Genomic DNA, 13,493 nt, shown 5'->3' on the forward strand with positions numbered 1-13,493 from the left:
GCGCGCACGATCTTCGACACCGTCCAGATCGTGCTGACCCGCGAGGCCGACGACCGCTTCCACCTCACCGTCTGGCGCTCCTTCCTCCCCCATGTCGAGGCGCTCATCAGCCTCGCCAACCGCGAAATCGCCGCCGGGCTCTGACACCAAGGAATCCCTCATGCTCGACACCGCCGCCCCCCGCCTCTCCGACGACGCCGTCGCCGCCGCCATCACCCGCGAACTCGGCCGCCAGCGCGACCAGATCGAACTGATCGCCTCCGAGAACATCGTCTCGCGCGACGTGCTGATCGCGCAGGGCTCGGTCCTGACCAACAAGTACGCCGAAGGCTATCCCGGCAAGCGCTACTACGGCGGCTGCGAATTCGTCGACGAGGTCGAGACGATCGCGCTCGACCGGGTGAAGGAACTCTTCGGCGCGGGTTTCGCCAACGTCCAGCCGCATTCGGGCGCGCAGGCGAACCAGGCCGTCTTCCTCGCGCTGCTCCAGCCGGGCGACCGGATCATGGGCATGTCGCTGGCCCACGGCGGCCACCTCACCCACGGCTCGCCCGTCACCATGTCGGGCAAGTGGTTCGACGTCGTCGACTACGAGGTGCGCGAGAGCGACCAGCTGATCGACATGGAGGCGGTCCGCGCCCGCGCGCTCGAGACGAAGCCCAAGCTCATCATCGCCGGCGCCTCCGCCTATCCGCGCGAGATCGACTTCGCTGGCTTCCGCGCGATCGCGGACGAGGTCGGCGCGTATCTGATGGTCGACATGGCGCATTACGCCGGGCTGATCGCCGCGGGGCTCTACCCGAACCCGGTGCCGCACGCCCATGTCGTCACCTCGACCACGCACAAGACGCTGCGCGGCCCGCGCGGCGGCATCATCCTGACGAACGACGAGGCGCTCGCCAAGAAGCTCAACTCGGCCGTCTTCCCGGGCAACCAGGGCGGGCCGCTGATGCACGTGATCGCCGCGAAGGCCGTCGCTTTCGGCGAGGCGCTCCAGCCCGGGTTCAAGGACTACGCCGCCCGGGTGATCGCGAACGCCCGCAAGCTCTCGGAGACGCTCAAGGCCGGCGGGCTCGACATTGTCTCGGCCGGCACCGACTGCCACATGGTTCTGGTCGACCTGCGGCCGAAGGGGGTGAAGGGCCGGGACGCCGAGCGCGCGCTCGAGCGCGCCGGGCTCACCTGCAACAAGAACGCGATCCCGTTCGACCCGGAGAAGCCCTTCGTCACCTCGGGCGTCCGGCTCGGCACCTCCGCCGGCACGACGCGCGGCTTCGGCGAGGCGGAGTTCGCCCGCGTGGGCGAGCTCGTGCTGAAGGTGATCGACGCGCTCGCCGCGAGCGGCCCCGAGGGCGACGCCGCGGTCGAGGCCGAGGTCCAGGCCGAGGTGCGCCGCCTCTGCGCCGCCCATCCGGTCTACGCCGACTGAACCTCGGCCCCCGGTCCCGGGGGCGCAATTCATGATCCGACCGGAGCCGCGCCGCGCGGCTCCGGTCGGCGCGAGTGGCCGCGCGACGTCCAGATCGGGAACGCCGCCGAGATCGCGCTCCGGGGCGACGGTTCCCATGTCGTGCCGCCCGACGCCCGCGTCGAGACGCAGGCGCCAGACCGGGCGCGACGTGAGCGTGAAGTCCAGGGAAACCTCGACCGGCGGCCTCGCCGTCGATCCGCCGCAGCGCCGAGGTCGCAGGCCCGCGCGCACAGCTTCGGTCCGCGTGGCGGACCTGTCTCGAAGCATCAGCCGACCCGTCGCAAACATTCTATGGCCGCGCGTCCGCGACGGATAGGTTGGCCGACAACGGAGCCCCACCGGGACCGTCGCAACAGATTTCCCCAAGAAATGGAAATTTCCAACGTGTTGGCAACCGCTTAGCAAGTTTCTTTCACGACGGCCCAATGTGAAGCCCTTCGCTGCCTCGTACGCGCCCGCATCCCTGTCGGATCGCAGCCGACAGGAGCGCCGCCAATCTTCCGGAGTATCGAAATGTCGGAAATGTCCTTCATCCTGACCATCACCAGCGATCCGCTCCCCGGCATCATCGCCGCCGTCTCCACTGCCATCGTCGATCTCGGCGGCAACATCACCGAGACGAACCAGCATTGGGACCGCCCGGCCAACCGCTTCTTCCTCCGCGTCGCCTTCGTCGGGCCGGAGGGCCTGACCGTCGAGGATGTCGAGGAGGCGCTGGCGCCGACGGTCGACAAGCTCGGCCTCGATCTCAAGGTCGTCGATGCCGCGCGGCCGCCGAAGATCATCGCCATGGTCTCGAAGTTCGACCACGCGCTTCTGCACCTGCTCTACCAGATCCGCGTCGGCTGGCTGCGGGCGGAGGTGGCGGCGGTCGTCTCGAACCACGAGGACGCCCGCCGGATCGCCGAGCACGAGGGCATCCGCTTCGTCCACCTGCCGGTGACGCCCGAGACCAAGCCGAAGCAGGAGGCCGCGCTGCTCGATCTCGTCGAGGAGACGGGGGCGGAGCTCGTCATCCTCGCCCGCTACATGCAGGTGCTGTCCGACGACCTGACGCGCAAGCTGTCGGGGCGGGCGATCAACATCCACCACTCGTTCCTGCCCGCCTTCAAGGGCGCGAACCCCTACAAGCAGGCCTACCAGCGCGGCGTGAAGCTGATCGGCGCCACCAGCCACTACGTGACCGCCGACCTCGACGAAGGCCCGATCATCGAGCAGGACGTTGCGCGCATCAGCCACGCCGACACCGGCGAGGATCTGGTCGCGATCGGCCGGGACACCGAGTCCCGCGTCCTCGCCCGCGCGGTCAAGAGCCACCTGGAGCGCCGCGTGCTCCTTTCCGACCACCGCACCGTGGTCTTCGCGAAGTAAACCGGACAGCATCGGGGAGAGCCACCATGGCCAAAACCACACGCGAGTCGATGGAGTTCGACGTCGTCATCGTCGGCGCCGGCCCCGCGGGCCTCTCCGCCGCGATCCGGCTGAGACAGCTCGACCCAGAGCTTTCCGTCGTTGTCCTCGAGAAGGGCTCCGAGGTCGGGGCGCACATCCTGTCCGGCGCGGTGCTCGACCCCTCGGGCCTCGACGCTCTGCTGCCGGACTGGAAGGAGGCGGGGGCGCCGCTCACCGTGCCCGTCACCGAGGATCGGTTCTTCGTCCTCGGCGAGTCCGGCCAGATCCGCGTCCCGAACTGGCCCATGCCGAAGCTGATGTCGAACCACGGCAACTACATCGTCTCGATGGGCAACGTCTGCCGCTGGATGGCGGAGCAGGCCGAGGCGCTTGGCGTCGAGATCTTCCCCGGCATGGCCGCCTCGGCCCTCGTGATGGACGGCGACCGCGTGGCGGGCGTCGTCGCCGGCGAGTTCGGGCTGGAGGCGGACGGCGCCCCCGGCCCGTCCTACGAGCCCGGCATGGAGCTGCGCGGCAAGTACGTGCTGATCGGCGAGGGCGTGCGCGGCAGCCTCGCGAAGCAGCTCATCGCGAGATATGGGCTCGCCGAGGGGCGGGAGCCGCAGAAGTACGGCCTCGGCATGAAGGAACTCTGGGAGGTCCGTCCCGAGGTCCACAAGCCCGGGCAGGTGACGCACACGATGGGCTGGCCCCTCGGCGGCAACGCCGGCGGCGGGTCCTTCATGTACCATCTCGACAACAACCAGGTCTATGTCGGCTTCGTCGTCCACCTGAACTACGAGAACCCGCACCTCTTCCCCTACATGGAATCCCAGCGCTTCAAGCACCATCCGCTGATCGCCGAGGTGCTGAAGGGGGGCAAGCGCATCGCCTATGGGGCGCGGGCGATCTCCGAGGGCGGCTGGCAGTCGGTGCCGAAGCTCACTTTCCCCGGCGGGGCGCTGATCGGCGACTCGGCGGGCTTCGTCAACGTGCCCCGGATCAAGGGCAACCACAACGCCATGCTGTCGGGCAAGGCCGCGGCCGAGGCCGCCCACGCGGCGATCGCCGCCGGGCGGGAGGGGGACGAACTCGCCGCCTATGCCGAGGCGGTCGCCGCGGGCCCGATCGCGAAGGACCTGAAGCCGGTCCGCAACGTCAAGCCGATGTGGTCGAAATGGGGCATGTACCCGTCGCTCGCCCTCGGCGGCCTCGACATGTGGGTGTCGAGCCTGACCGGCTGGTCGCCCTTCGGCACGCTCCGGCACGGCAAGACCGACGCCGCCGCGACGGGCGAGGCCGCCAGCTTCGCGCCGATCGACTATCCGAAGCCCGACGGGGTGCTCAGCTTCGACCGGCTGACCAACGTCGCCTTCTCCTTCACCAACCACGCCGAGGATCAGCCCTGCCATCTGCGGCTGAGGGATCCGTCGGTCCCCATCCAGACCAACCTGCCGGCCTATGCCGAGCCGGCGCAACGCTACTGCCCGGCGGGAGTCTACGAGGTGCTGCGCGACGCGGACGGCGGCGATCCGCGCTTCCAGATCAACTTCCAGAACTGCGTCCACTGCAAGACCTGCGACATCAAGGATCCGTCGCAGAACATCGACTGGACGACCCCGCAGGGCGGCGACGGGCCGAACTACCCGAACATGTGACCGACTCCGCGCCGCGGCGGAGGAGTGTCGGATCGCCTCGGCGGCGCCGATAGAGCCGGTTCGGTCCGCGCGAGCCCGAGATCCACGGACGCGCCACGCTCGCGGAGGTCGAGACGATGTGCCGCGAGGCGGCGGGCGCGCGCCCGCTGGTCTTCCGGCAGACGAACTTCGAGGGTGAGCTCGTCGGCTGGATCCATGAGGCGATCGACGCGGACGCCGGCATCGTGATCAACCCGGCCGGACCGAGCTTCCGCTCCATCCCGCTCGTCGACGCCCCGCGCATGGTGACAGCGCCCGTCATCGAGGTCCATCTCTCGAACATCCACGCGCGACGAGCCGCACCGCCATTCGCTGGTCTCCGCGCTCGCGAAGGGCGTCATCGCCGGTCTCGGCGCGCCGGGCTATCCGATCGCGGTCCGTGCGCTCGCCGCGATTCTGGCTGACTGATCCCGGGCGGATCGAAGGAAGTGCCCCGACGCGGCCGGCTCCGGTACCCCGGACGCATCGGAGGGAACAGGCTCGCGGGGAGCGGACGTTGCTTGTTCGCGGAGAGGGTGTTCCGGACACGTACCCGACGGCCTCGTCGCCCCACCTGACCCGGATGGCCCTTGGCATCGGCCATCAACCGCGCCCGAAGTCATCCCGGAATCTGTCGAGCGCCGCCCGCCGTCCTGAACGTGGCCTGCGCCGCGACCGAACGCCGCCCGTGACTTCCCGCTGGTGAACGTTGATGCGCGCCCGGGGAAGATTGGCTTTGGCGGCTGCTAAGTCATCCATTTACCGCTCTTTCGCCGTCATCGAATGTAGTCCATAGTCTTGGACAGGTGTACCACACTAAACCGGGCGCGAGAGATGACGACGCATCAGAACGGTTGTGAGGACGTGGCGCGTTGGCGCGGCACCATCGACCAGACCCTGACGGCGATCAGCGGCGGGTTCGGCGCGCGATCCGGCCCTCTGGGCGCGGCGATGGCCGAGGCGGCGCTCGCGCGGGGCAAGCGGTTCCGGGGGACGCTCATCCTGCTCGCGGGCGCGGCCACGGGCGAGGTCTGTCCCACGCTCGTCGATATCGCCTGCGCGCTCGAGCTCGCGCACACCGCCTCGCTGGTCTTCGACGACCTGCCCTGCATGGACAACGCCTCGACCCGGCGCGGCCAGGCCACGACGCACGTCGCCCATGGCGAGGCCCGGGCGATCCTGGCGGGCATCGCCCTCGTGACCGAGTCGCTCAACCTGCTGGCCGTCACGCCGGGCGCCGAACCGGCCACGCGGGCCCGGCTCGTGGCGATCCTCGCCGGCGCGCTCGGACCCGCCGGGCTCTGCGCCGGGCAGGACCTGGACCTGCACGCCCCGAAGTCCCCGGACGGAGTCGTCCGGGAGCATGATCTCAAGACCGGAGCCCTGTTCGCCGCCGGCTTCGAGATGTTCGCCGTGTTCAGAGGCCTGCCGGCCGGGCAGACCGCGGCGCTGATCGAGCTCGGGCTGCTCCTCGGACGCGTGTTCCAGTCCTACGACGATCTGCTGGACGTGATGGAGGACGGAGACGCGGCGGCGGCGCGGCCGCGGCGCGGGCTCCTCGCGGCCAACACCGCGTCCCGCGCGGCCGCGCATTACAACCGCCTGCGGGAGCAGCTCTATTCCGCCCTGTCGGACTGCCCGTTCGACGCCGCGCCGCTCGCCTGGTACACGGCGACCGTCCTGCCCGACGTCGCGCCCCGCGCGGCCTGAGCGCGCGTCCACAACGCGGAGCGGTCGGCGCGCGCGGGCCACACCCGCGACAGCCCGGCGTCGGACAGCGCCGCGAGCGCGAGGCGCGCCTTGGTCGCCGCGCCGGTGCCGACGCGCGCGCGGTAGACGCCCGGGCCGCCGGCGCGGATGCGTCCCCCGATCGCACGGTAGATGCGCAGCGCCGCCGCGATCGACCAGGCGGCCCGCGGCGGCAGCGCGGGCAGGCCCGCGCGCGCCGAGGCGTAGTAGGGCTCGGCCGCGTCCAGGAGGCGCAGGATCACCGAGTAGAGTTCCGGCGAGGGCAGGGCGTCGCCCACCTCCGCGCGCGCCGCCGCGAGCCAGTCCCGTGGCAGGTAGACGCGGCCGAGGTTGTGGTCGTCGCGCACGTCGCGGGCGATGTTGGTCAACTGGAAGGCGATCCCGAGGTCGCAGGCGCGGTCGAGCACGGCCTCGTCGCGCACGCCCATGATCCGCGCCATCATGACGCCGACAACGCCCGCGACGTGATAGGCGTAGTCGAGCGTATCCTCGAAGCGGACATAGCTCCGCCCCTCCACATCCATCGCCAGACCGTCGATGAGATCGAGCGGCCAGCTTTCGGGGAAGCCGTGGCGCCGCGCCACCGTCCGGAGCGACGCGAAGGGCGCCGAGACCGGACCATCGCCGCGCAGCGCCGCCAGCGTCTCGGCCCGCAGCCCGGCGAGGCGGTCCGCGGCGTCGGCGACGGAGGCCGGCGCGCTTCCGAGGGCCTGACCGTCGATCACGTCGTCCGCGTGCCGGCACCAGGCGTAGAGCTGGACCACGTCGTCGCGGATCGCGCGGGGCAGTAGCCGCGCGGCGGCGGCGAAGCTCTGCGAGCCGGCGGCGATCGCCGCTTCCGCCTCTTGCACGCTCATGCGCGCGCCGCGTCGGACAGCATCACGGCCGCCGTCGCCTTGGCCGAGCCGACGACGCCCGGGATGCCCGCGCCGGGATGGGTGCCGGCGCCGACGAGATAGAGGTTGCGCAGCGTCCGGTCGCGGTTGTGCGGCCGGAACCAGGCTGACTGCGCGAGGATCGGCTCGACCGAGAAGGCGCTGCCGTGGTGGGCGTTGAGCGCGCCGGCGAAATCGGCGGGGGTGAAGGCGCGCTTCACCCGGAGATGGGCGCGCAGCCCCGGGATCACCCGGGCTTCGAGCGCGGCCAGGATGCGCTCGGAATAGGCTTCGCTCTCGCGCGCCCAGTCCACGCGCGCGCGCCCGAGGTGCGGCACCGGGGCGAGCACGTAATGCGTCGACATGCCCGGCGGGGCGAGCGACGGGTCGGTGACGCAAGGCGAATGGAGGTAGAGCGAGAAATCCTCCGGCAGCCCAGGCCCGCGGAAGATTTCCGAGACGAGCTCGCGGTAGCGCGGGCCGAACAGGATGGTGTGATGCGCCAGCCCCTCGGGCGCCTTGTCGAGCCCGAAATGCAGCACGAAGAGCGACATCGACCAGCGCTGGCGGCCGAGGATCGCGGCCTTGACGCGCCCCCGCCGGGTGCCGGCGAGCAGATCGCGGTAAGTGTGCATCACGTCGGCGTTGCTCGCGATCATGTCCGCCGCCAGCCGCTCGCCGCTCGCGAGGATCACCGCGGTCGCGCGCGATCCCTCGGTCTCGATCCGCGCGACCGGCGCGTCGAGGAGGAGCCGGCCCCCGAGCCGCTCGAACAGCGCGAGCATGCCGGCGACGAGCGCGTTGGTCCCGCCCTTTGCGAACCAGACCCCGCCGCGGCGCTCGAGCGCGTGGATGAGCGCGTAGATCGCCGAGGTCGAGAAGGGATTGCCGCCGACGAGCAGCGTGTGGAACGAGAAGGCCTGGCGCAGATGCGGATCGCGGATGAAGCGGGCGACGAGGCTGTGCACCGAGCGATACGCCTCGAGCCGGACGAGCACGGGCGCGGCGCTCAGCATCTGCCGGAAGCGGAGGAAGGGCACGGCGCCGAGGCGGAGGTAGCCCTCACGGTAGACCTCCTCCGCGTAGGCGTGAAAGCGGCGGTAGCCTGCGACGTCGGCGGGGTCGAAGGCGGCGATCTGGGCTTCGAGCCCCTCGGCGTCGCCGAGGTAGTCGAAGCGCCGCCCGTCGTCCCAGAGCAGGCGGTAGAACGGCGACACCGGCAGCAGCGTGACGTCGCGCGCCATGTCCTGTCCGCTCAAGCCCCAGAGCTCGCGCAGGCTGTCGGGATCGGTGATCACCGTCGGCCCGGCGTCGAAGACATGGCCCTGCTCGCGCCAGACATAGGCGCGGCCGCCCGGCTTGTCGCGCCCCTCGATCAGCGTGGTCCGGATGCCGGCCGACTGCAGCCGGATCGCGAGCGCCAGTCCGCCGAACCCCGCGCCGATGACGATCGCCGTGCTCATCGCGCCGTCGCCAGGAGCGGCGCCTCGCGCAGGCAGGGCAGGGCGGCGCTGACCGGGATCGGCGGCTTGCCCGCGACGATGCGCAGCCGGTCGAGCGCGGTCAGCCGGCCGGCGTAGAAGCGCTCGATCAGCGGCTCGGGCAGCCGGTAGAAGCGCGACAGCACGCGGTGGCGCGCCTCGGGCGGGCAGCCGCGAAACAGCATCCGGTTGAGCAGGCGAAGGAACCGGTCCTCCCGCGCCCTGGGGAGCGCGAAGTCGCGGACGGCGGCGAAGACCGCGCCGGTGGCAAGCGGGCTCTCCGCGACCACGTCGGCGACCCGCGCGGCGACGGGCAGCGAATAGCCGGTGACCGGGTGGAAGAGCCCGGCGCGCAGCCCGACCGGCACCGCGCCACCCGCCGCCTCCTGCCAGAGCCCCGCGGCGTCATGCGCCAGCGCGATCGGCAGCACGCCGCGCTCGCGCCGCGCCTCGGTCCCGCGCCAGCCGCGCGCCTCCGCGTAGGCGCGGACCTCGTCCGCGGCCGCGGCGTCGTCGAGCGCCGGTCCGTCGCTGTAGCGCGTATCCTCGACGAGCAGGCGCGTGGGCGAGAACGGCAGCAGATAGACGAAGCGGTAGCCGTCGATCTGCGGCACCGTCGCGTCCATGATTACCGGCCGGGCCAGGCCGTGCGGCGCCTCGGTCTCGAATTCGATCCCGAGGAACTTCTGCCACGCGGTGACGAGATGCCGCGACGGCGCCGCGCCCCGGCCGTCGATGACGCAGGCCGCGTCCATCCGCGTCCCATCGCGCAGCGTCGCGCCCCCGGCGTCGAGCGCGGCGACGGGCGCGCCCCGGACGACCTCGATCCCCTCCGCGGCGGCGAGCAGCCGCGCCAGCCCCGCGTCGTCGAGCGAGGCGTAGCCCGCGCGAAGCGCGCGGCGATGATCGGCGAAGCGCACCTCCTGGCCCTCCCAGCGCGCGCGCAGGCCAGACGCGAGCCGGCGATGCCACGCGGGGGTGAGATCGGTCGCATGGAAGCACCAGGTGTGCGCGTCGGGCGGACGTTCGGCCTGTTCCACCAGGCGGATGCGCGCGCCGGGGCGCGCCTCGGCCACTCGTAAAGCGATCAGCGCGCTCGCGAGGCCCGCGCCGGCGAGGAGCAGGTCGATCCTCACGACAGGCCGGCGGCGGATCGCGGGGCCGGGCGGAGGACGCCCCGGGCGGCGAGGAACCCCTCGAGGTAGTCGGCGGCGCGCGCGGCTCCGCCGGCGCTGGCCATCTCCGCCGACAGGCCCCGGAGGGCGGCGGAGTACGCGGCATTGCCCAGCACGGAGGCCAGCGCCTCGCGGATGCCGGCCCGGGTGGCGCGACGGCCGGGCACCACGCGGGCGACGCCGTGATGGGCGAGCCGCGCGGCGATCGCCGGCTGCTCGAAGGCGAGCGGGACCGCCACCATCGGCACGCGATGGGCCACGCAGTCGAGCACGGTGTTCAGCCCGGCGTGCGTCACGCAGGCCGAAACCCGCGCGAGGAGCGCGCGCTGCGGCCAGAACGCCCGGACCAGCGGCCGCCCCGGTAGCGCCGCGACCCGTGCCGGGTCGAGGCCGCCCGCGTGCGCGAGCAGGAGGCGGACGCCGAGATCCTCGGCCGCCCCGGCGATCGCCCGAAAGAGCCCGGCGCGTCCGCCCTGAAGCGTCCCCAGCGAGGCGAAGACCAGCGGCCGCCCGTCGTCGGACAGGGTCTCGGACAGGTCATCGGGCAGGTCGACGCCCCCCGCCTCGCCGTCGCGCAGCGGTCCGACCGGGCGCGCGCCGGCGCCCGGATCGTGGGGAAAGTCGAGCGCCGGCACCCACTGGCGCAGGTCGAGCTCCGGCGAGATCCAGTCCGACAGCCGCGCGCGCACCGGGAGCCCGTGCGCCCGGCATCCGGCCGCGAGCGCGCGGGACTGCGGCGTCATCAGCGCGTCCGCCACCCGCCAGCCGCCCCGGTTGCGCCGCCGGCCGCGGTCCCCCTCCAGCATCGGCCAGCCGACGAAGGGCGGCGGGATCGCCTCGTCGCGGTCCAGCGGCAGCGCGACCGCCATCGTCACCCGCGGCAGCCCCGCCGCCTCGGCCGCGAGCGAGGCGCCGGGTTCGGCCTGGTCGGCAACGACGAGGTCGGGCGCGAGCCGCGCGAGCGCGTCGGGCCCGCGTTCGATCCAGTCGCGCGTCGCCCGCGCCGTGGCCCGCAACACGCGCCAGAGCCCGGCGCTCCGCATGTCCATCTCGTCGAAGCCAAGCGTCTCGAGCGCGACATCCTCGCGCCGGGCGTATTCCGTCAGCCCGCCGGCGCCGACGAAGCGGCAGTCGTGGCCGCGGCGGGCGAGTTCGCGCGCGAGCACGCCGTGAACGGCGGCGTGGCTCGACAGGGCCGGGAGGCAGAGGACGATCCGGGCCACCGGCTCAGATCTCCCCCGGATCGGGCCGCCAGGCGTCGCGGTGGTGCGAGGCGCGGCGCTCCAGCGCGCCGGTGCGCGCGAGGCGCGCCTTCAGGATCTCGACCTTCGGCGCGTAGACGAAGCCGAAGCTGACGCAGCCGTCGCGCCCCTCCACCGCGTGGTGCAGCCGGTGCGCCTGGTAGAGCCGGCGCAGGTAGCCGCGCCGCGGCACGACGCGGAACGGCCAGCGCTGATGCACGAGGCCGTCGTGCACAGCGAAATAGATGATGCCATAGAGGCTCATGCCGGCCGCGACCCACCAGAGCGCCGGCCACCAGCGGCCGCCGAGCGCGAAGAGGCCGATGGAGAGCACGGTGAAGACGACCGCGTAGAGGTCGTTCTTCTCGAGCAGGCCCTCGTGGTGGTGCTCGTGGTGGGAGCGGTGCCAGCTCCAGCCGAGGGCCCCGTGCATGATCCAGCGGTGGACCGCGTAGGCGACCCCCTCCATGGCCGCGGCGGTCGCGAGCATGATGAGAACCGGTCCGATCATCACGCGCGCGCCCGGGGCGCCGGCAGGCGCCACCACGGCACCGAGGGATCGAGATGGTGCTCGTGGTGATAGCCGCCGAAGTGGAAGCAGGTGAGAAGCGACAGCGGCGCGCCCATCCGGGTCGAGCGGGCGTTGTGCCGGTCGGGGAAACCGTCGTCGCCCCGCCGATGCGGAAGAAACGTGCCGAAGACGAAAAGCTGGATCGAGGCGAGCAGCGAGGGCGCCACCCAGAAGCCGACATAGGGCCAGCGCGGGCCGAGCAGCAGCGCGTAGAGGATCGTCGCGCCGCCGAGCACGAAGAACTCGCGCCAGCCGAAGTAGGTGCGCACGAAGTCCGCGTACCACGCGACCGGGCCCCGCCGCCCGTGGCCGAAGTCGGGATCGCGCTCGGTCCCGGCGTGACGGTGGTGGGCCATGTGCTTCACGACCAGCTTGCGCCAGGAGAACCCGGCGTAAAGCGTCAGCGCGAGCCGGCCCGCGGCGGCGTTCAGCCCGGGCCTCCCCGGCGCGAGCGAGCCGTGCATCGCGTCATGGGCGATGATGAAGAGCCCGACGGAGAGCCAGGTCAGCCCGAGAAGCGCCGCGAGCGCCAGTCCGGGCCGCGCGGCCGCGTCGAGATGCCAGACCGCCGCCACATGCAGCGTCAGCCAGCAGAGCACGACCGACCCGGCCAGCAGGCCGCTGACCAGCGAATGGGGGCGTCGGCGCGGCCCTTCGGTCATCGGAGTCCAATTCTGGTTCACCCGTCACAGGATATGCCATCGGCCGGCAAGCTTCCAGCCCTTCCCTCACCCCTCCCGGTTCTTGGCCTCCGACCCCGCCGGCTCCGCGCGATAGGCGCGGATGAAGGCGGCGGCGAGGTGCTCCACGAAGTCGTCGCTCGCGAGGGGGAGGACTCTCTCCCCCTGAAGCTCCCTCTGGTGAAGCGCGGCGAGAAGGAGCGGCGACGCCAGCGCGAGCGCGGCCATGCGGGGATCCACCTCGCGCATCTCGCCCCGCGCGATGTGCGAGGCCAAGCGCTCCGCCAGTGCGAGGATGAACGGATCGAACATCTCGCTGATATAGGCCTCGCCCAGCCGCGGGCTGCCAAGCCCCTCGGCCAGCCCGAGCGCGAGGGTCCGCGCGACGCCGCGATCGGCCAGCGCCATCCAGGCCTTGCCGGCGACTTCGCGGATCGATTCCTCGAACGGCGGATCTCCGCGCCGGATGTTCGCGATCTGTCGGGCGGCGCCCTGGTGCGACTCCTCGAATACGGCCGCGACGATATCCTCGCGGCGCCCGAAGTAATGGTTCAGCGTCGACACCCCGCAGCCGCAGGCCTTCGCGAGTTCCCGCAGCGTCGGCCGGCGCGTCCCGCCCGCCTTCAGCGCGCGCCCGAGGTGCTCGAGCAGCCGCTGGCGCCGAGCGTCGTATTCCGCGTTCCGGGTTCCCTTGGCGCGCACGTTCGTACCAATAGCCTCCCCCGCTGTTCTACCCGGCGAGGCACGCCTGTCCACACGGTCGTGAACCCTTGCAAGCCGCCGCGGGCAGTTGGTCGACGCGGGCGCGGGCCGTTCGGCGTGGACCCGCGCTGGTGTCCAAGGGCGGTCGGCAACGCACGGACACGCTACGGAGGGGCGTCGCGATCGCGGCCCGCGGCGCCGCTCACCCGCGTCGGACCGTCCGGGACGCGGCCGATCAGGCTCCGCAGTCCGAGCACGACGAGAGCGCAGAGCAGGATCGAGAAGACGAGGTCGCTCAGGAAATGGCGTCCCATCATTACGCGCAGGAACGATCCTCCGGCCGCGACCGCGCCCAGCATCGATATGAGGAAGAACCGTCCCCGGCGACGGGCGCGGGGCCACAGGGCGATGGAGAGCACCATCGCCGTCGTCGAGAGCGACGCCGCCTCGGCCGATGTGAACGAACAGTCCCGGACGCAT

General features: G+C 72.1%; 12 protein-coding genes and 1 pseudogene. 5 read left to right on the plus strand and 8 right to left on the minus strand.

Annotated elements, in window-relative coordinates:
* Window positions 1–160: 160 nt before the first annotated feature.
* From glyA to FJM51_RS22160, 5 genes and pseudogenes are all read left to right on the plus strand, one after another.
* Window positions 161–1,429, plus strand: coding sequence for a serine hydroxymethyltransferase (gene glyA / locus FJM51_RS22140; RefSeq protein WP_140456293.1), 1,269 nt, complete (start codon window positions 161–163; stop codon window positions 1,427–1,429).
* A 555-nt stretch (window positions 1,430–1,984) separates the two neighbouring features.
* Window positions 1,985–2,842: a formyltetrahydrofolate deformylase gene (gene purU / locus FJM51_RS22145; protein ID WP_140456294.1), complete on the plus strand. Its 858-nt coding sequence runs from the start codon at window positions 1,985–1,987 to the stop codon at window positions 2,840–2,842.
* Window positions 2,843–2,868: 26 nt separating this feature from the next.
* Complete coding sequence (locus FJM51_RS22150) at window positions 2,869–4,521, plus strand: electron transfer flavoprotein-ubiquinone oxidoreductase (protein ID WP_140456295.1); 1,653 nt, start codon at window positions 2,869–2,871, stop codon at window positions 4,519–4,521.
* 116 nt (window positions 4,522–4,637) lie between these two features.
* Window positions 4,638–4,968: pseudogene (locus FJM51_RS22155) on the plus strand (type II 3-dehydroquinate dehydratase).
* A 405-nt stretch (window positions 4,969–5,373) separates the two neighbouring features.
* Entirely contained in the window at window positions 5,374–6,249 is an 876-nt protein-coding gene (locus FJM51_RS22160; RefSeq protein WP_140456296.1) for a polyprenyl synthetase family protein, read from the plus strand.
* Here the strand turns inward: FJM51_RS22160 and FJM51_RS22165 are convergent.
* From FJM51_RS22165 to FJM51_RS24005, 8 genes are all read right to left on the minus strand, one after another.
* Window positions 6,156–7,145: a phytoene/squalene synthase family protein gene (locus FJM51_RS22165; RefSeq protein ID WP_140456297.1), complete on the minus strand. Its 990-nt coding sequence runs from the start codon at window positions 7,143–7,145 to the stop codon at window positions 6,156–6,158. The two genes, FJM51_RS22160 and FJM51_RS22165, sit on opposite strands and share 94 nt — an antisense overlap.
* Entirely contained in the window at window positions 7,142–8,626 is a 1,485-nt protein-coding gene (locus FJM51_RS22170; protein ID WP_140456298.1) for a phytoene desaturase, read from the minus strand. Before FJM51_RS22170 ends, FJM51_RS22165 begins: the two co-directional genes overlap by 4 nt.
* Window positions 8,623–9,780: a lycopene beta-cyclase CrtY gene (gene crtY / locus FJM51_RS22175; protein ID WP_140456299.1), complete on the minus strand. Its 1,158-nt coding sequence runs from the start codon at window positions 9,778–9,780 to the stop codon at window positions 8,623–8,625. Before crtY ends, FJM51_RS22170 begins: the two co-directional genes overlap by 4 nt.
* Window positions 9,777–11,042 carry a glycosyltransferase gene (locus tag FJM51_RS22180; protein ID WP_140456300.1) on the minus strand — a complete coding sequence of 422 codons (1,266 nt, stop codon included), beginning with the start codon at window positions 11,040–11,042 and terminating at the stop codon, window positions 9,777–9,779. Before FJM51_RS22180 ends, crtY begins: the two co-directional genes overlap by 4 nt.
* 4 nt (window positions 11,043–11,046) lie before the next feature.
* Window positions 11,047–11,571 (minus strand): sterol desaturase family protein, encoded by a 525-nt coding sequence (locus FJM51_RS22185; protein WP_140456301.1) that lies wholly within the window; start codon window positions 11,569–11,571, stop codon window positions 11,047–11,049.
* Complete coding sequence (locus tag FJM51_RS22190) at window positions 11,571–12,293, minus strand: fatty acid desaturase (protein WP_140456302.1); 723 nt, start codon at window positions 12,291–12,293, stop codon at window positions 11,571–11,573. The genes FJM51_RS22185 and FJM51_RS22190 overlap by 1 nt, the downstream gene beginning before the upstream one ends.
* A gap of 66 nt (window positions 12,294–12,359) precedes the next feature.
* Window positions 12,360–13,013 carry a TetR/AcrR family transcriptional regulator gene (locus FJM51_RS24000; protein ID WP_181164713.1) on the minus strand — a complete coding sequence of 218 codons (654 nt, stop codon included), beginning with the start codon at window positions 13,011–13,013 and terminating at the stop codon, window positions 12,360–12,362.
* Window positions 13,014–13,177: 164 nt separating this feature from the next.
* Window positions 13,178–13,493, minus strand: a 316-nt coding sequence (locus FJM51_RS24005; protein WP_181164714.1) for a phosphatase PAP2 family protein, incomplete at its 5' end; no start/stop codon positions are given.

Origin of the sequence: Amaricoccus solimangrovi, assembly GCF_006385685.1 — a bacterium.
Taxonomy (GTDB): domain Bacteria; phylum Pseudomonadota; class Alphaproteobacteria; order Rhodobacterales; family Rhodobacteraceae; genus Amaricoccus; species Amaricoccus solimangrovi.